The sequence below is a fragment of the Dehalococcoidia bacterium genome (genome assembly GCA_035528575.1).
Taxonomy (GTDB): Bacteria; Chloroflexota; Dehalococcoidia; order E44-bin15; family E44-bin15; genus DATKYK01.
Genome location: DATKYK010000036.1, coordinates 15,688 through 34,222, shown reverse-complemented (window position 1 = coordinate 34,222; position 18,535 = coordinate 15,688). Strand labels below are relative to the sequence as shown.

Here is an 18,535-nt window from a genome sequence, read left to right as displayed (position 1 = left end):
ATGAGCTGGCTTAAGAGGAAAATGATTCTTGTAACTGGAGGAGCTGGTTTTCTTGGCAAACATGTGGTCAAGAAATTAGAGGAGAATGGTTGTAAGGAGATTTTTGTTCCCCAAAGCAAAGATTACAACCTGGTGGAAATGGAAGCGGTGAAAAGGCTATATCAAGAGGCGAAGCCCAATATTGTGATTCACCTTGCTGCCAGGGTAGGCGGCATCGGCGCGAATATGAGAAACCCGGGGAGCTTTTTTTACCAGAACCTTATGATGGGTGTCCAGATGATGGAAGAGGGGAGGCTCTTTGGGGTGGAGAAGTATGTAGCTATAGGAACGATTTGCTCTTATCCGAAGTTCACCCAGGTTCCTTTCAAAGAGGAAGACCTTTGGAACGGCTACCCCGAGGAAACCAATGCTCCCTATGGATTAGCCAAGAAGATGTTTTTAGTTCAATCCCAGGCTTATCGCCGCCAGTATGGTTATAATTCTATCTATCTTTTACCAGTTAACCTCTATGGACCCGGGGACAACTTCGATCCCGATTCCTCGCACGTTATTCCCGCTCTGATTAAGAAGGTCTTTGATGCCAAGGATAAAGGGGAGAGGAGCATTGTGGCATGGGGAAGCGGTAAGGCCTCCAGGGAATTCCTTTATGTGGAGGATGCTGCCGAGGGCATTGTGCTGGCAACTGAGAAGTACAACAAAGCCGATCCAATCAATCTCGGTGCCGGCTTCGAGATATCGATCAAGGAGCTTGCAGGGTTAATATGCGAACTGGCTGGCTTCGACGGGGAAATAGAGTGGGATGTCTCTAAGCCAGATGGGCAGCCCAGGAGGTGCTTGGATACCAGTAAGGCCAAAAAGGAGTTCGGATTTGAGGCCAGGACAGACTTCAGGAAGGGGCTTAGAAGAACTATTGAGTGGTATGATAAGGAAAGAAGGGACAGGTAAAATTCGAGGTTATAAAAATGGAGGTCTTAGCGTTTAAGGAATTACCTTTGGTCTCAAGTGAAGAGATATGGAGACTTGTATTGTAGTGGAAGGGATGCTCGCTAAGTGAGGAATTGCCTTAGGGGGAGATCCAGAAAGTTGAAATTATAAAGAACTTCGGACAGCTCGCAATTCAGTCAGTATTGGTATAGGTAAATATGCGTTGCCCAGTTTTATCACAGCTTCCGGCACCTCCGCGAGGAAAGAAAGGCTGGCCCTGGACGGAAGAAAGCCCGCAGCTTCCGGACGCTATGCCAGATGGCCATCCGTGGCCAAAGATTAGCATAGTCACTCCTAGCTACAACCAGGGGCGATTTATTGAAGAGACTATTCGCTCCGTTTTGCTTCAGGGCTATCCCGACCTGGAATACATCATCATAGATGGTGGGTCGACCGATGGCTCTGTTGATATCATTAAACAATATGAGAAATGGCTTACATACTGGGTCTCAGAACCAGATCGAGGCCAGAGCGACGCCATAAATAAAGGCTTCAAGAAAGCAAGCGGCGAAATCTATACGTGGTTGAATTCTGATGATTATTTATTGGAAAATGCGCTAAGAAACATAGCCATGGCATATAGTATCTCACCGGAAGCTGGAGCGTGGTGCGGTGATTGTATGCGCGTTTACGCAGATGGTAAGCTGCTGTCGGTTGAATCACCCAAGCGCTTGGAGTTGGACGGACTTGCTCAGTGGTTTGTGAATCACTTTTCACAGTCAGCGTGCTTTTTCTCAAGGAAGGCGTGGCAGGAATGTGGTCCTTTAGATGAAACCTTGCACTATGCGATGGACTTTGACCTATGGCTTAAGATTGCAAAAGCGCTCTCTATTAAGAAGGTAGACGATGTAATTGCAGCCGATCATGTTCACAAAGATGCGAAGACACAAAGAGCATGGGGGCAGATGTGTGCTGAGATTATCTTGCTTCAGATTCGCCATGGTTATGAGCATTTTGCTATTAAGGACATTAGTCAATTAATGAACGATTATTTTGAATTGAATAGAAAAATTAGTCGGATATCCCGCTCTCCTTTTCTTCGGCCATTCAGGCCAATAGCGCGAATCTTCTGGAGAAAATTCCTATAACTCTAACATGGATGATATCCTCTAGGTTGAAGTGAACAGTATTCCTGCAACTTCCATGACAATTGTAGGAGTAGCAGAATGCCAAAACCCAGAGATGCTACAATATATTAACAATATTAAAAGGCTGTCAGGGGGATAACTTGTCTCAATCATGGGGCAGTGTTGCTAGCAACAGCTAATTCAATCAAGATTAGACTGCGCCCTGCAAAGTGACGTTATACCCATAACAGATTTACAGCAATAATTAATAAATGAGCAAGCTTCGTCAGATATTACATTCTATTTTTATGGACGACTTGTAGTTCAATAATAATTGCTGTGATTCTAGAATGATATAAAATGGCTTTGAGAAATCCAACGGTGACCGTGATAATACCGACCTACAATAGGGCTCATCTCATAGAGCGATCTATCCGAAGCGTTTTGGATCAGACTTACCAAGACTTTGAGCTCATTGTTGTGGATGATGGTTCGACCGATAATACAGAGGAAATCGTGGCACGCTTTGGCGACGACAGGATCAGGTATATTCGGCGTAACCAAAGCTCGGGAAGTCCTGCTGCTCCAACCAATACAGGAATCAAGGCTGCCCGCGGCGAATATATAGCGATTCAAGATAGTGATGACGAATGGTTGCCCGGGAAGCTTGAGAAGCAGATGCAAGTTTTCGATAATGCATCAGCAAGAGTCGGGATTGTTTACACAGATATGTGGAGGGTTACTGAGGATGGAAAGAAGAAGTATTGGCACTCGCCTAGAATAATGCCGGAGGAGGGTATAGTATATAGGGACGCTTTAGGCTATCGAGTTGCGTACATAGGCACTCAAACATTAGTTATAAAAGGAGAGTGCTTTAATAAGGCTGGACTATTCGATGAAAAACTTCCCAACTTCATAGATACCGAACTCCTTATTCGAATGTCAAGATACTATTACTTTTATCACATTGAAGAGCCATTGGTGAATTATTTTACAACCACTAGCAGCATATCTTTGAACAGAGAGGCCGATATTACGGCACGGAAGTTAATCCTAGAAAAGCACTTTGAAGATATCAAGAAAGATAGAAAAATACTAGCGAGGCATTATTTCGGTATTGGCGCTCTTCTTTGTGTAAATGGGGAAGTCAGGCCAGCGAGGAGTTACATCATAAAAGCTATCGTTACATACCCGCTAAATATCAAGTTTTTATTACTCGCTTTTATCTCTTTGTTTGGTCAATGGCCTTGTAGCAAGACTATAGATAGTTACCAAAAAATCCGAGGCTGGTGGTCGAGGGAATGACGTCCATCTCCAAGGTCTCTATCCTCAGAGACTGGAATGAGAGTGTGGTTTGAGGCTCCAGTTCCTATCACTGGCTGATTTTAAGCCTTTTAATTAGAACCGCCTTTGTTGCTTCCAATAGCCCAAAGTAATGTTCTCCAGCGACACCTCAATCTCCAGTTTATTTCCTTGCGCTTATCTCCTCTAACCCATGCTTGTAGCAGCAAAAAGGCACAAATTATAAAAAAGGAGTCAATTACCAGCATGATTCTGAAAAAGCACCCGCGCATTTTCCCATAGTATTTATTTATAAACCGGTACCTATTTTCGTGTAAATATTTGGACCTGTTATCAGTCTGGTTTATACTTTGAGCAAAATGGTGGATTATTTGTGCCTCAGGGACAAAGTATACTACCCCACCTAATTGCTGAAGCCTATAAAACCAGTCGACCTCTTCCATAAAGAAAAAGTATTGCTCATCGAGTAAACCTACTTTATCTATTGCCTCTCTGGTTATCATCATACTAGCCCCAGATACTCCACCCACTTGTCGGGGTTGAGGGCTATAAGTTTCCTTTTTACCTATTTTCCTTAACAGCAATTTTGGAAGATAGGCAACCAAAAAATCACTACCAATAATTAGAAAGCGGACGAAGTTGAAATTACCCAAACTACCTAAAGTGGATTGCTGGAGTGATCCGTCAGGGTTTAATAGCATTGGTCCCGATGCACTGACAGCACGGTGCGCCTTCATAAAGGCTACCATTTTGTCCAGGGCACCTGAGAGAACAACAGTATCTGAATTAAGTAATAGAATGAATCTGCCACTACTCTGCCTGATGGCTTGATTGTTGGCTCTCGCAAAGCCCAGATTCTCTTTATTCTCAATCAGCTTGGCCCGTGGGAACTCCCTTTTTACCATCTCAGCGCTGCCATCAGAAGAGGCATTATCCACAACAAGGGTCTCGAACGAGGTCGCCTTGGTCTCAGCATAGACAGAGTTCAGGCAATCACGAAGTAAATCCCTGGTATTCCAGTTAACGATTATTACTGAGAGTTCAGGATGGTCTTTTACTGAGGACCTTTGTGGAGCAAGATTGGTCATACCTATTCCTACTTTACCTGCGGTCAAATCATGCTTTATGATACATATTATACAATAGATATCACAGCATCAGGGCATAATCCTAAGGAAATTTCTCTCATATATCTTTTAGCGAATTTTTTAGAAACAATCCGTAACAGCCTAATATAAAAAAGTTGACCTGCCCCCGGATTATTGTAACACCCCTGGATTTAGATTTTCTGGCATGATTTCCAGTTTCATAGTGATTGACAGACGAGAGAAAAAACCTCTTTACCCTCTTGCTTCTAAGCATGATTGAATCAATTTAAAGGCGTGGTGTCCCCGGTTATTATCTCCTCTGTTATAAACAAACCATGTTAGTATATTATGCAGATCTTCCAAGCTTTTCAAACGTATTTATAAGTGTGAACATTGTTTGCTTTGCCATACTACAGGTATAGCGCAGATACAATAACTGGTAATCATCGCCCAGTCCGCAATGCTTGTCGCGCTTTTAGGGGTTTATCTAGATGCGATCAATTAGAATTATTGATGTTATTACTCTATAATGGCGAGTGGCTGGTTAGCGATTATGTTGCTTTTACTTGGAGGTCACATTATTTATACAGGGCAGGCTCGTCGGACTAACCATGGTAATTGGTAGATGATTGCCACGTACGGAGCAGGAAAGGACAGCAATTAAAGTATCTGGCACTGTTAAGCAGGTAATGAAAAGCGGTCTTTGCACCGGCTGCGGAACCTGTGTGGGTATTTGCCCTACTTCGGCTATCCGCATGAGATATGATATACGAAAAGGTATATATTTGCCGGAATTGATTGAGGGCGAGTGTAACCAATGTGGGATTTGTGTTAAGGCCTGCCCCGGATATTTCGTTAACCTGGCCGGGCTGAACCTAGAGGTATTTGGTAAAGAGCCGAAAGACAGCCTGCTGGGCAACTACATCGGCTGTTACCTCGCTCATGCCACTGATTCCGAGATCAGGTACAATTCAGCATCAGGTGGACTGGTGACTTCATTGTTGATCTTTGCCCTAGAGCAGGGCTTCATTGATGGCGCGCTGGTGACGAGGATGAAGAAAGATAATCCTTTGGCCCCCGAGCCCTTTATAGCGAGAACGAGAGAAGATATACTTCTGGCCTTAGGCTCCAAATACTGTCCTGTACCGGCAAACATTGCTATCAGGGAAATTCTCCAAAAAGATGGGAAATATGCGGTTGTAGGGCTCCCTTGTCACATTTATGGTATTAGAAAGGCCGAAGCAGTTAGCAAGACGCTAAGAGAGAGAATAAGCCTCCATTTGGGGATTTTCTGTTCGCATACGGTCAGCTTTGATGGCACCGAATTCCTGCTGAGGAAGCTCGGCATCAGAAGTGAAGAGTTTATAGAAATATCCTATCGCGGAGGAGGGTGGCCCGGAGGAATAGGGATAAGGTTGAAAAATGGAGGCGAGAGGTTTCTCCCTAACCGAGGTTCTTTATGGAACAATATTTTCGGCGGTTTTTTCTTTACCCCATCATGCTGCCTTTCATGCGGTGACGTGACCAATGAACTGGCTGATATTTCCTTTGGCGATCCCTGGCTGCCGGAGATAATAAAAGCGGAGCACAAGGGTAAATCTGTAGTGATATCTAGGTCAGAGCGAGGTGAAGCACTACTACATGCAGCAAATTCTGCGGGGGCAGTTGAATTGGAGGTATCAAATGCCAGGGATGTCATCAGATCACAAAAGGTATTCCTGCATTTTAAAAAGGTGAATCTCAACTGGCGTAAGGGGTTGCCGAAGTTCTGGAAAAGGGAAACATATACGTGTTCAAGGACAGGGGCTAGCCTGCCGAATATACTTATAGGAGCAATAGCGTTTACAAACAGTCGTCTCACCTCTTGCGAGTTAGGCAAGTTTCTGCTGAGAAATATCCCTCTCCGGGTTTTACGTATGTATGTAGGTTATTTCCGTATTCTGTACCACAGGGTGATAAATAAGGATTTTGATAAATATTAAGTGAAATACATTGAACATTCTAATCTTGCGCGCTAACTGGTACAATCGAGGTGACGAAGCCGCGATAAGGGCGATGATTGAGTCCTTAAGAGCAGAAATTCCCGTTCAGAAAATGAGCATCATGCTTCTGGCAGCAAGAGATGCGTGGTTCCCTTACGATGATATAGAAATACTTGAGCCTTACCCAATGGTCTTGTTAGGGCGGCACCGTACAGTGGACCTTGTAGATGCCGTATTCAATATCTTAACATGTGGGAGATTATCGCTTATCAAGCGAGGGAGGAGATTCCTCCAGGCGGTAAATGAAGCTGACATAGTGATTCATGCTCCGGGTGGTCCGAGCATTGGCGATTTGTATGGTGGCGGGTTGCTAGGTGACTCATGTTCTCTGTACTGGCTACTGGTGGCGAAGGTGTTTAAGAAAAAGCCGTTGTTCTTCTATGCACCTTCGATGGGGCCATTCGTGGATAGATTCAGGAATACAGCTAGAAGATTCATACTCAAGAAGGCAGACGCCATAATACTCAGGGAAGAGATTTCTCTGGGATACCTAAAGGACCAGCTGGGATTGGAAGCGCGAGCAACTTTGGACTCTGCTTTCCAAAATGACATACCCGAAAATTACTTAGAGAAGTATGACGGTATTTCGGAGATATTGGAATTGATTAATGGGAAAAGAACGATTGGCATGGTAGTAACAGATCTAAAATGGCATAACAGGTATAGAGATGTTGAAGGAATGGCGGAGAGGATAATGGCCAGTTGCTCGGAGGTTGCTAACTACCTGATTGAAAAAGGATATTCCGTATTGCTTATACCTCAGCTTTTTGGAGAAGTTAACGATACTCAGCTACTGGAGAGCATCCGGGAGTTGGATAAAGAGCGAATACACATTTGCCCTCCAGATATTGATTCTTACGGACAGCAAATATTAATTTCCAAGCTGTTTTGCCTTATAAGTATGAGATATCACCCGGTTGTATTTGCTGCTAAGGGAAATACCCCATTTATATCCATATATTACGAGCACAAAGCTCAGGGATTCGCCCGAAAGGTGGGCTTCACAGATTTCTCCATACATGTTGAAAGCATAAGCGCAGGCGAGATTATCAACACATTCAAAATCTTGGAACAAAACTATGACATAGTTAAGCAGCGGCTCAGAGCCATAAATCCAATATTAAAAGAGGACTCCAGAAAGACGACTAGAATAGTAGTGGATAAGCTAGTACAACTTGGATGGAGAATTGATACTACAGGATAATAGAATCGACGTTATTAAAAGGAACATTAGCTTAGGGGCTCTGTTCGCCCTTTAGTGACCTACCCTTACAAAGAACGCTAGCATAAGCAATCCAGGAGGATACCTTATCTAACGTCCGTAACATCAGTTTGCCTGGGGGAAAAACATGAATCACCCCAAGATCTCTATCACCATCCTTAACTGGACAAGGTCAAGCCTTTTAATTAGCACCGCCTTTGTTGCTCCCTATCCCCCATAGTAATGCTCGCCAGAGAGACCTCACTGTGCCTTTTACTTCGTTACGCCTCTCTCCTTTGGCCAATACCTGTAGCAGTAAAAAGGCACAAATTGTAACAAGGGAATCAATTGCAAACGTGATTCTGAAAAAATACGCCGCCCTTTTCCCGTGGTGCTTCTTTATGAACAGGTACTTACTTTGTAAAAAGTATTTATAGTTGTCGTTAGTTTGCTTAGTACTTTGTCCATGATGGTGGGTTATCCGCGCATTCGGAACAAAGTAGGCTTTCCCTCCCAGTTGCTTAAGTCTATAAAACCAGTCGACTTCTTCCGCGTAGATAAAATATCGTTCATCAAGCAAACCCACTTTGTCTACTGCCTGCCTTGTCATCATAATACAAGCCCCGCTTAACGAACCCACTTGGTAGGGATTAGTGCTATAGGTCTCCTTTTTGCCAAATTTCATAATCAGTTTCTTTACTAACATTCTTAGAGGGTAAGTAGCTAACCAGTCCCCAGGTAAAAAGATGCTGATGCATCGGAACATATTCGACATCCGTGTAGATGGCTGTAGTATCCCAGCAGGGTTTAATATCATTGGCCCCGATGCATCAACAGCGGGATGCTCCCTCATAAAAATGACCATTTTGTCCAGGGCACTTGACAGAACGACAGCATCTGGATTGAGTAAAAGAACATAATTGCCAACACTTTGCATGATGGCTTGATTACTGGCTCTGGCGAAGCCCAGATTCTCCTGATTCTCAGTCAGCTTGGCCTGTGGGAACTCCCTTTTTACCATCTCAGCGCTGCCATCAGAAGAGGCATTATCCACAACAAGGATCTCGAACGAGGTCGCCTTGGTCTCAGCATAGACAGAGTTGAGGCAATCACGAAGTAAATCCCTGGTATTCCAGTTAACGATGATTACTGAGAGTTCAGGAGGCTCTTGTACCGAGAACCGTTTTCCGGCAAGATTTGTCATATCTCCTCCACTTTTACCTGCGGCCAAAGCATGCTCTCCTATATACTCATGGTCGGGGTGATAATAGCATTAGGTTATAATTCTTTATGATGCTCATATATCCGTTCTGCCGCATTTGTGACGCAACCTCCAGATCCTAGAATAGGTAAGGGGTAGCCTCAATAGTTTAACGGATTATTTCCGCGATCTCAACTTATTATAGGATTCAACTGACAATGCTGCGCCATCACCTAAGCCAAGAAGAAGACACTTAATGTATCGCAATAAGTATTTTATTGAGAGAGCTTTTTGCCTTCATAGTATATCAACACTGAACTATAATGCTGGCTCCAAATAAATGCCCACATAACAAATGAAGGGTTAGCTATTATCCGCAGCTTCCCGATCGTCTGTGTGCTGACATGTCTGGCTGCATTTCAACTTCATAATGATTAAGAGAGGGGGGAAATACCTTTTTGATCTACCTTCTTTGCTGATTGAATTCGTTTTTAGTAGGATATCCTCGGTTATCACCTATTCCTTTAAAAATTGCCCGTATGAATATCTTATACAAATCTTTTTAAGCTTTTCAAACGTATTTATGGGGATGAACAGTGTTTGCTATACCATACTGCGAGTGCAATGCAAGATCAAGGAGCTGGCCGCGCTCTGTAGCTTCGTAACCCTTGCCACGCTTCTAGGAAGCTATTTTATTATGTAAAAAGTGGTATAATTCTCCCTGACTATGTCGGGATCGCCGGCATGGGCTCGTTTACCTTTACGTTGCTTTACATATCTTTGTATGGAAACATTTATGCATTTACCCAATCCTCAAAAGGCTGTAGTCGTCTTGGCTGAAAGGGACTAAGATAGACCCAGATATGAAAATGGAAAAGCTTGACTGCACCGCGCTCGGGGATGCGATGGTGGATGTCATCCTGCCACTATCGAAGGATATAGACGAGATCACTCTCGACGGTGTGGTGAACACCAAGGCCACACTGTATGCCGGAGGCACGGCAAATGTGGCCATAAATATCTCTCAACTCGGGGGCCAGGCAGCCTTCATCGGCCGGGTGGGAGACGACCCCTTTGGCCAGCTTTTCCATGATACGCTTGAGCAGACCGGGGTGATGAAGAACGTTTCCCTCAGCCAGACCCACTTAACGGGGCTGGCGTTCACCCTGGTGCGCCCCGATGGCGAGAGATCCTTCATCTCAGACCGCGGCGCCAATGCGGAACTGCGCTACAGCGACGTGGATCAAGACGTTATAAGAAACTCGCGTTTTCTCTACTTTTCAGGCTATTCCTTTCAAGACGATATCACCTCTAAGACTATTCAAAGGGTTATCCAAGAAGTTTCTAGCGGTGAAGTGAGCCTGGTTTTCAATCCAGGCGCACCTAACCTCGCAGCGAAGTTTAGGGAGTTCTATACCGAGATCATAAGACGATATGTAGATATCCTCATTCTCAACAGGGCAGAGGCGCAAAGCCTGATAGGTAGTGTCGTAGAGCTGGAGGTGGCCAAATTTCTTCAAACCCTGGGTCTTGAGACGATCGTCTTAACCAGGGGTCAGGAAGGAAGCAGCATCATAACCGGGAAAGGCGTGTACACTATCGAGGCTCATCCGACAGAGGTGGTAGATACTACGGGTGCTGGCGATGCCTATGCTGCAGCCTTTATCCATGGCCTTTGCCGGGGATGGGGAGAGGAGAAGGTGGGGAACTATGCCTCCAATGTCGCGGCGAAGGCAGTTGCAGTGTTAGGCCCGAGGCTGCAAAAACCCTAATGCGATCCCTCGAGAACGCGTTTTAGTACATCTAGAATATCTGTAACCGACATTTTGTCCTTTAGTTCCAGCTTTTTCGAGCCGTGATACATAAATATTCCCCGGGTTGAGGGCTCTTCAGGAATATAGCCGTGCATTCCCTTGGTCTCACGATCGATAAGGGGGAAGGTAAGCGGTTTCATGAAATTGGGATAGAATTCTATCCCCGGGTCGGCCACGAAGATGAGCTCCCCATACCTGTTGTCCTTAAACCTCAATTTATATCTTCCAATCTCCTCCTCGCCGAGCACATGTCCACATTCCATGCTGTTTAATATGGCAATAATTTCCTCTCTTGCTTTAGCATCGAAGAACCAGAAGCGTGCCAGCGTGCTGTCGAGAAATAGAAGGTAATCCTTTCCCATCCTATAGGGCCTTAGCTTCGACAATAGATCACATTGTCCCCTCACCTCGGTCATGCCGTGGTCGGAGAACACGATCAGGTCGACGTCGTGATGCCTGGACAGAGTGCTATAGGCATTCACTATAACTCTCTCTAAGACCTCTAGCTTGTCCTTGAATTTGAGGGGTCTTGGGCCCTCGATATGCCCCAGGGCATCAATCGTCCCAAAATAGTAGATAAAAACACTCTTGGAGTCACTCAATTTTTCCAGATTTGTTAGAATTCCACCCTCATCGATTTCGAACTTATGGAAATCGAAATAGTAGGGGATGTCGCGTTTTTCTAACAATTCATCAAACGAGTGGTCTAGCTCAATCGGGGGGAATTTCCAGTATTGGATAGGATTCCGGCTAAACATGTGCTCTACTGATTCCGGAATCCCAGGCAAGGTCTCTACCCAGTGGCCTCGCCTCTGTGCAAAGCGCAAAAATGCCCGCTTCATAAGGATTTTTATGTGTTTATTGGGTATTCTGCCAAATATTTTCATCAGCTTATAAGGCTGTCTCGGCGAATAGAAGAACTCGGTCCAAACCCCAGTCTCCTCGGGATACCTGCCGCTCCAGATTGCGGGTATTATCGTAGAGCTGTAGCCCAGGAGCGACGTAGCCGGGACGAACTTGGCACCGAAGCTCTCCAGGAAACTGACCTCCTGCAGATAATCATAGCCCAGGGCATCGATTAAAAATATTAAAAGTTTGGTTTTCATGGCTTTGTCAGAAGCATATCAATATGAGGGCGAACCATGGGCTTGGGTCTAATCTTATAGTCATGCCAACCATCTTCTGATGCCATTTAGCTTAAATAACGCCCTCTCCAAGCTGCTGTCCGTCTCCAGAAATTGAGGGGTCTGCCAGAATCGCTCGGAGATCTCCTCGAACCTTGTTTGTGGGCTGGGTGCTCTAAGCAAGCTTATGATCTCCTTCCAGATAGTGAAGCAGGGCTCTTCAAAGAGAGATCTAATGCGAAACTCCCTTTTCTTCAGTCTTGTAAGGCTATATGTTAGGGCATGATACGGATGATAGAATTTTCTCGACAGGACATCTATATTCTGCTCCAGTGTCCCCTCGCTCTCGGTGTATATCGCCAGAAAGTGTTCCAGCGCCTGGAGCAGGTCTTGTTTGGCTTCGTTCGGTGGCAGTGCAACTTCGCTGCTCTGGCCAAGCTTAAAATGGGTAGCGCGCTCGAACTTGTCGGTGAAATGCTCCACGGCTTCCAGCTCGCATCCGGGTCGAATTTCCTCCAGCCGCTCTTTATATGAGCAGCGATACCTCCCCTCGAACACCAAATAGGCCTCCCCTATCGCCAGATATGTCTTGGCAATGCAATATTCCGGGTTGTCACCCCCATAGAACGCCTGCAACAAATCAAATGCCCTGTTAAACAGTAACCGAACCCCCTCCCACTGAGGTATTTCCTCAGGGCGCTTGATGGGTACATATCTGAAGATATCTTTGTCGCCCCATAGAATATGGGCGGTCTCTCTTGCTTCGTAATATTCTTTACTTCTGTGATTCCTCAGGTTTCTCAGAGGTATGCACCCTACATCTATCCTAAAAGGGATACTGCCGAAGTATCTATCGGTCACCGCCTTGAGCTTAGCGGGGAAGAAGGGGTCAAAACGCCTGGTGATTAAGGCCAGGTCCACATCGCTGACCATCTTCCCATTTAGCCAGGTCTCCTCTCCTCTGGCGGCGGCGCCCATAACCGCGATGGCAAGCAATCTACTCCCATAGCAGCTTGATATTCTTTCAACCAGAGGCTTTATCTCATTGGCAATGTTTTCGTTCATCTTTTTGTGCTTTGCTAATCCTTTAGAGACTGCTGAAATATTCTCAATCAACCCCCTAATCCCCCAATCTTGGGGGACTTTTTAAAGCTGGGGGACACCCCCAGACCCCCGTTAGGAAGTATCCTGCACCTCTTTTTCAGCGGTCTCCTTTAGTAGCTCTCTCCTGTCTGTAAGGCGACCACTTTTTAGCAGCTTTTTACCTCGCTGCTGGAGAGGTGACCTCTGTTCCGCGTAACCTGTATTTCCAATCCATCCCCTCCTTCAAACCAAGCTCTCGTATACATCTACAATTCTAGGGATGACAACATCAGGGGTGTAATGCTCCTTAAATCTTTCATATCCCCGCTCACCCATTTCGGCGGCCAACTCTGGCCTCTCCAGCAGGTGAGAGATGGCTTCGGCCAGTTTGTTAGAATCATTAGGGGGAACAAGGAGGCCGGTCTCCCCATCCAGTACTATATCCTTTAATCCCCCAATATCCGAAGCAATTACCGCCTTGCTCTGGCTCATCGCCTCAAAAGCAACCGTGGGACAAGGCTCTGGCCATATTGAAGGGAAGACCGCAAATCTGCATCTTGACATCGCTTGCATCACAACTTCATGCGGGGCATCCTTAATCACCTTGATTCCTTCCGTGCTTTCATAGCGATAATCTGGGTGCGTGCTGCCGATTAAAACCAACTTCGTCTGTGGATTAAATTTTTGGTAAGCTTCAAGTAATATATTTACCCCTTTGTGCGCAGAGACAGTGCCAACAAACAACATGAAATCCGAAGGGAAAGCTAATGCCGACTGTTCCCACTGTTCCTCTTTGTCAGCGTCATAGAAGTTGGGGATCATTTCCACATCTTCTTGGCTCAACCCCAGATACTTGCAGTAAACCTCTTTGACAAAGGAGCTTACCGCTATGAACTTGTCGACCAACCTCAGCTCTTTCTTGCACGTCCTTGCGGCCACATAGGTAGCTATAGACTTTGCCAGGCCATAGGAACCCCTACCGCAAGCTATGCAATCTTTAGTGAGAGGCTCATTACATATAGCGTTCTTATTCATCAATGTTTTTGTAGGACAAATAAGTGCATAGTCATGAATGGTAGTCACTAGAGGTATTCCAAATCTCTCTTTCAAGGTGAGGGCGGAATAAAGGATCCATCCGTGAACGTGCATAATATCCGGCTTCTCTCGCTCGATTATTTGCGCTGCGCTTCTGGTAATCAACCAATCTTGGGCGGGAGGATGATATCTCTTGGCAGGGTCTTTGTATAAAAAGGGGATTTTCTGGAAGAGACCATTTAACCTGTGTATTTTCACTCCTCCTTGCTCTTCATATTGGGGAAGACCCTGAATCGCCGTGGTGCAAACGGTGACCTGATGGCCCCTTCTGCTTAGCGCGCTGCTTAGTGATTGAACATGCCTTTCCATCCCCCCTAGGATTGGTGGATAGAAATCTGCTAACATGAGGATCTTCACGTCTCCCTCCTCATAGTCTCTAACTGCCCCCTCCTAGTCGATTCTGAAATACTAAAACGGAGATTCTTCTCATACCCTTCCTCTCCAGTAATTAAGTAGATCTTCCATTGTTCTCTCAAAAGGTATCGTTGGCTTCCAGCCGGTCTGCTGTTTGAATTTTGAACAGTCTCCCTGTAGTATCTCGACATCGGAAGGTCTCATCCGAGAGAGTTCCTGTCTTACCTCAATATTTTTATTGGTCATGGATAAAAGTAGATTTAAAACCTCTTGTATCGTCCTCGTTTTTTCAGAGCAGATATTATACACCTCGCCAAATTCGCATTTTTCCAGTGCCAACCAATATGCCCTTACCACATCTCTGACATCGGAGAAGTCCCTTCGAGCATCCAGGTTGCCAACACATATTACCGGCTCTTTTCCTTTCTCGATCTCTGCGATTTGCTTGGCGAAGTTCGAGGTTACAAACACCTCTCCCCTTCTCGGCCCGGTGTGATTGAAGGCACGGGTGACCACAATCTTTAAGCCATAGGATTTGTGATATTGATAGGACAGTTTATCCTGGGCTACCTTTGATACTCCGTAAGTGGAGAGAGGTCTCAAAGGATTCGTTTCCTTAATAGGCAGCTCGTTGGGATAAACCATCCCGTATTCCTCTGAAGTACCTGCAACCTGAATTTTGGGGTCTATCTCCGATTTCCTAATCGCCTCAAACAGGTGTATTGTCCCTATTGAATTGGTCTCCATGGTGTCCGCCGGCGCCCACCAACTCATCGGAACGAAGGATTGTGAAGCCAAGTGGAAAACATAGTCTGGCTTTGACTCCCCTATTACCCTTTCTAATGAATGGCCGTCTCTTATGTCGGCATTGATCAACTGTATGTTGTTTGTGATGTGTTCAATATTGTCTAGCTTGCTTCTCCAGCGCGCTATCCCATACACCTCCACTCCCTCTTTCAATAAATATTCAGCCAGATGACTCCCTACAAAACCTGTTACCCCGGTTATCAGTGCCCTCTTCATTGTATAGTTACCCCCTCTAGTATTAGCAATATTGTAGACACGCGAGTGCTATAAAGCAATTGGCTTTTAAAAAAGGTGGATCTTTCCTCTTTGGTCTGGTGGAGAGATCTCATTCAGATAGATAGTAGATTTATTTGACCACCATCTGGGAAAAATCTCTCAATCCTTCGACCAAATTTCGCGAGTAGATTCTGATACCGCAAGCATACGGCTTCGCGGTCAACATCTTTATTTTCATTCTTTTCCCTTATAAATGCTGACCGTCTCCTCAACAACCTCGTCCCAGTCCCAGAGCTTCACTTCTCCAACTTCCCTGCCAATGACTTCGTATATCGACTTTGCTAACTGGGCAATATTTACTGGATAATCAACCCCGAAGCAGTTCTTATTGTCAACCCACTCTGTTAGGGCCGAGGTATCGGCAACGATGCAGGGGGTCCTGGATGCCAGGGCTTCGGCGACTACGATGGAGAAGGACTCGTATTTTGAGAGCAGCACCAGGAGGCCTGCTGCGGCGTACCTATTGAGTATCTCCTCCCTGGGCAGGTCTTGATAAAAGTCGATCCTGCTTTCAAGTCCAAGCTCCCTGCTAAGTCCTATAAGGTGCTCTCTGTATGGTCCATTGCCTACTATTTCCAGGCGAAAGCCTGCATTAAGCATGGGCAGGGCGTGGATTACATATTGCACCCCTTTATAATCCTCTAATCTCCCTACATATAGAATTGTTTTATGCTTTCCCTCCCCCTTTTCCAAGTTATTGAATTCCTCAAGATCAATCCCTATAGGGATTACGGCAATTTTATCATCAGCTATTTTGAAATCCTTGGCTATGAGGTCTTTTTCATAATTTGAAACCGCGATTACCATATCCGCTTCCTGGAATATCTTTTTCCCAAAGGGTTTGTACAATCTTATAAGAGAATCTCGAACGGGAGTATGCCCATGCCCATGATAATAAGGAGAAACTATAAACCTTTTTTTCTTGCCATATCGGGAAAAGAAGAGGGGAAAGGCATGATAGCTATGACCGTGAACTATATCGAACTCGGACCTCCTGAGCTCCCTCAGCATATCAAAGGAGACGTGATAGGCATCGCTGGGGGAGAAGCTCTTGAATCGCCGGACCAGAACCCCATTTATAGTCTCTTCTTTGGGAAATTCCCCGGAGGGATCAGTGGCAAACACGGTGACCTCATGCTCGCGAGACATCCGCTCGCTTATGTTCCTCACGTGCTGCTCTACCCCGCCGATGGCGGGGTAGTATTTAGGGCATACCTGGAGGACCTTCATTTATGTCCTTTTAACGGCACCAAGGAACCTGTAAAGAAGGACCTGTAGTCTGTATGATATATCATGCCTGACCATGATGCTGGCTTTAATGAGTGCATACCTGGCAAATGAGGAGCTGGTTATTCTTTGGAATCCCAATGGGTGAGGATCAATACATACAGCCTCATTTTCATTTTTATAGTGGCAGATTGAGAGGAAATAGCCCCTTTTGATTTTCAGCCTAAGTCGGGCCAAATCCATTTCAAGTGCATGTCCATCATCTAGCACTTCGCCATTCTTGAATTCATAGCATCTAAGTTTAATCTTTTCGAGCGTACCCCTGATGAGCAGTGAGCAACTCACCGGACTAAGGGTTGTAACACGGCCTCCCCGTAGTGCCCGTAGGCTATGGGCAACTCCACTAATAGCAACATCGCTACCTTGAATCTCCTTCTTCATTATCTGTATGATGGAGGGGTCAAAGGTAATATCTGAATCCAGGGATAAAAGGTATCTGGCCGTAGTTTGGAATAAAACATATTGGCGTATTGCTTCTCTGCCACATGCTATGTTCCATAGTCTACTTCGTGCATAATCCGGCTTTATAACTTCAAATAGTATGACCCTTCCCCTAAGCTCGTAGAAACTGAGACGCTTTTCCAGTTCCTCGACGAAATCACTTTCCTCGGTAGCAAGAACCAGCTCGGATTGAGGATAGTTTTGCTGAATCTCTTTTTGATTTGCTAGAAATTTATCTATGATAAATGCCCCCCGACGGCAAATTGGGCTACCGACTATGACATCCACTGCCTTATTCATGGCTCTTTTCCCCAGGGGCGTTTATTTTTCTCACGTGTTCTTCCAGCCCACCAATGGCTGAGAAGTATCCGGGGCATACCTGGAGGATTTTCTTCGCCATAACCCCCTCACCTCTTCACATATCCATATAGAAACCCTAGGCCAACGCTGATGATGGTTATAGCCAAGAAGGAAAGCTGTTTCATCTCCTTTGAAGCATTTGATGAAAAGATTCCTTTTACCCTGCGGGGGATGTATTTAAAGAGCAAATCCTTGAGGTAGGATTCCTCGGTCGCTAAGGTCTCATGCGACGGACTACGCCTTCTCATTAGTGCCTTGGAGTATCCCTGATAAAAGGCCCTTCTCAGGAGTGTTCGCGGTCTTGTCTTCGATGGGGGGATTTTGTGATAAACTACGGCATCAGGGTTGTAGATTACACCCTTGCCCAGCTCGTTTTTCATCCTTAAGGCAAACTCCGGTTCTGCCCCTTGCATATAAGTGGTTCCTCCCTTGGCAAACCCGAGTTTTTCGTTGAGCAGGCCTATTTCTTCGAAGACCCCCCTTCTAAAACTCATGTTTGGCCCAAAGGTGTTGCGGACTTCTGCGACTTTTTCATCGGCAAACCCTTCATGTGTTATTCCGACCAGCCAGCCAAGCTCCTCAGGGAAATAATCCGGTTTCTTGGAGAGCCAGATAGGCAGGATTTTCCCTCCGACCGAGATAGCATCGCTTTTTTCGTAGATGTCGACCAGATTCTCTATCCATCTTCTTTCACCAACCGCATCATCATCTAGAAAGGCAATGACATCGCCCTGCGCCGCTTTCACACCGACATTCCCAGCGCCAAATGCTCCCAAGCTCTCCTCAGTTAACATAATCTTTACGTTGCCCTGGGCATCATAGATTTTCACGAGCCTCTCGTATAGTTCCTTATTGCCATCAACAACTATGATAATCTCGATCTCCTTATGAGTCTGATTCAGCAGGCTATCAACCGCATCAATAAGATTCTGGAAGTTATCCAAGCTGTGGGTGCATACTATAATGGATACAAGCATGGTGACCTTATTATCTTAACGACGCCCGTTCC

General features: G+C 45.5%; 15 protein-coding genes. 6 read left to right on the top strand and 9 right to left on the bottom strand.

The features are described 5' to 3' along the window. The 3 genes from VMX96_08995 (at position 1) to VMX96_08985 (ending at position 3,356) form a co-directional block, all read left to right on the top strand. Complete coding sequence (locus VMX96_08995) at positions 1 to 945, top strand: GDP-L-fucose synthase (protein ID HUU64032.1); 945 nt, start codon at positions 1 to 3, stop codon at positions 943 to 945. A 290-nt stretch (positions 946 to 1,235) separates the two neighbouring features. After that, a complete protein-coding gene (locus VMX96_08990) occupies positions 1,236 to 2,072 on the top strand; it encodes a glycosyltransferase family 2 protein (GenBank protein HUU64031.1) in 837 nt (278 codons plus the stop codon). 339 nt (positions 2,073 to 2,411) lie between these two features. Then, a complete protein-coding gene (locus VMX96_08985) occupies positions 2,412 to 3,356 on the top strand; it encodes a glycosyltransferase (protein ID HUU64030.1) in 945 nt (314 codons plus the stop codon). A gap of 89 nt (positions 3,357 to 3,445) precedes the next feature. Here VMX96_08985 and VMX96_08980 read toward each other — a convergent pair whose 3' ends face one another. After that, on the bottom strand, positions 3,446 to 4,441 hold the full coding sequence (locus tag VMX96_08980) for a glycosyltransferase family 2 protein (GenBank protein ID HUU64029.1): 996 nt from the start codon (positions 4,439 to 4,441) through the stop codon (positions 3,446 to 3,448). A 689-nt stretch (positions 4,442 to 5,130) separates the two neighbouring features. On the opposite strand from VMX96_08980, the gene VMX96_08975 reads away from it, so the two are divergent. Continuing rightward, entirely contained in the window at positions 5,131 to 6,423 is a 1,293-nt protein-coding gene (locus VMX96_08975) for a Coenzyme F420 hydrogenase/dehydrogenase, beta subunit C-terminal domain (protein ID HUU64028.1), read from the top strand. A 10-nt stretch (positions 6,424 to 6,433) separates the two neighbouring features. After that, a complete protein-coding gene (locus tag VMX96_08970) occupies positions 6,434 to 7,687 on the top strand; it encodes a polysaccharide pyruvyl transferase family protein (GenBank protein ID HUU64027.1) in 1,254 nt (417 codons plus the stop codon). A 199-nt stretch (positions 7,688 to 7,886) separates the two neighbouring features. Here VMX96_08970 and VMX96_08965 read toward each other — a convergent pair whose 3' ends face one another. Further along, a complete protein-coding gene (locus VMX96_08965) occupies positions 7,887 to 8,915 on the bottom strand; it encodes a glycosyltransferase family 2 protein (protein ID HUU64026.1) in 1,029 nt (342 codons plus the stop codon). 833 nt (positions 8,916 to 9,748) lie between these two features. On the opposite strand from VMX96_08965, the gene VMX96_08960 reads away from it, so the two are divergent. Continuing rightward, positions 9,749 to 10,657, top strand: coding sequence for a sugar kinase (locus VMX96_08960; GenBank protein ID HUU64025.1), 909 nt, complete (start codon positions 9,749 to 9,751; stop codon positions 10,655 to 10,657). On the opposite strand, the gene VMX96_08955 is transcribed toward VMX96_08960, so the two are convergent. The 7 genes from VMX96_08955 to VMX96_08925 form a co-directional block, all read right to left on the bottom strand. Beyond that, positions 10,654 to 11,805, bottom strand: a complete 1,152-nt coding sequence (locus VMX96_08955) for an alkaline phosphatase family protein (GenBank protein HUU64024.1) — start codon at positions 11,803 to 11,805, stop codon at positions 10,654 to 10,656. The two genes, VMX96_08960 and VMX96_08955, sit on opposite strands and share 4 nt — an antisense overlap. 60 nt (positions 11,806 to 11,865) lie before the next feature. Beyond that, a complete protein-coding gene (locus tag VMX96_08950) occupies positions 11,866 to 12,939 on the bottom strand; it encodes a hypothetical protein (protein HUU64023.1) in 1,074 nt (357 codons plus the stop codon). A gap of 210 nt (positions 12,940 to 13,149) precedes the next feature. After that, a complete protein-coding gene (locus tag VMX96_08945; GenBank protein ID HUU64022.1) occupies positions 13,150 to 14,358 on the bottom strand; it encodes a glycosyltransferase family 4 protein in 1,209 nt (402 codons plus the stop codon). Between the two features lie 69 nt (positions 14,359 to 14,427). Next, positions 14,428 to 15,378, bottom strand: coding sequence for a GDP-mannose 4,6-dehydratase (locus tag VMX96_08940; protein HUU64021.1), 951 nt, complete (start codon positions 15,376 to 15,378; stop codon positions 14,428 to 14,430). Between the two features lie 234 nt (positions 15,379 to 15,612). Further along, the gene (locus VMX96_08935) at positions 15,613 to 16,587 is read right to left on the bottom strand and encodes a glycosyltransferase family 4 protein (protein ID HUU64020.1); all 975 of its coding nucleotides are present in this window, start codon (positions 16,585 to 16,587) and stop codon (positions 15,613 to 15,615) included. 81 nt (positions 16,588 to 16,668) lie between these two features. Beyond that, on the bottom strand, positions 16,669 to 17,466 hold the full coding sequence (locus tag VMX96_08930; GenBank protein ID HUU64019.1) for a hypothetical protein: 798 nt from the start codon (positions 17,464 to 17,466) through the stop codon (positions 16,669 to 16,671). 107 nt (positions 17,467 to 17,573) lie between these two features. Beyond that, positions 17,574 to 18,503 (bottom strand): glycosyltransferase, encoded by a 930-nt coding sequence (locus VMX96_08925; GenBank protein HUU64018.1) that lies wholly within the window; start codon positions 18,501 to 18,503, stop codon positions 17,574 to 17,576. Between the last annotated feature and the right edge of the window lie 32 nt (positions 18,504 to 18,535).

Excerpts from the sequence above, each read along its gene's own strand:
- VMX96_08995 (HUU64032.1), top strand. The coding sequence starts at position 1 with ATGAGCTGGCTTAAGAGGAAAATGATTCTTGTAACTGGAGGAGCTGGT.
- VMX96_08990 (HUU64031.1), top strand. The coding sequence starts at position 1,236 with ATGCCAGATGGCCATCCGTGGCCAAAGATTAGCATAGTCACTCCTAGC.
- VMX96_08985 (HUU64030.1), top strand. The coding sequence starts at position 2,412 with ATGGCTTTGAGAAATCCAACGGTGACCGTGATAATACCGACCTACAAT.
- VMX96_08980 (HUU64029.1), bottom strand. The coding sequence starts at position 4,441 with ATGACCAATCTTGCTCCACAAAGGTCCTCAGTAAAAGACCATCCTGAA.
- VMX96_08975 (HUU64028.1), top strand. The coding sequence starts at position 5,131 with ATGAAAAGCGGTCTTTGCACCGGCTGCGGAACCTGTGTGGGTATTTGC.
- VMX96_08960 (HUU64025.1), top strand. The coding sequence starts at position 9,749 with ATGAAAATGGAAAAGCTTGACTGCACCGCGCTCGGGGATGCGATGGTG.
- VMX96_08955 (HUU64024.1), bottom strand. The coding sequence starts at position 11,805 with ATGAAAACCAAACTTTTAATATTTTTAATCGATGCCCTGGGCTATGAT.
- VMX96_08940 (HUU64021.1), bottom strand. The coding sequence starts at position 15,378 with ATGAAGAGGGCACTGATAACCGGGGTAACAGGTTTTGTAGGGAGTCAT.
- VMX96_08935 (HUU64020.1), bottom strand. The coding sequence starts at position 16,587 with ATGTCTCGCGAGCATGAGGTCACCGTGTTTGCCACTGATCCCTCCGGG.
- VMX96_08930 (HUU64019.1), bottom strand. The coding sequence starts at position 17,466 with ATGAATAAGGCAGTGGATGTCATAGTCGGTAGCCCAATTTGCCGTCGG.
- VMX96_08925 (HUU64018.1), bottom strand. The coding sequence starts at position 18,503 with ATGCTTGTATCCATTATAGTATGCACCCACAGCTTGGATAACTTCCAG.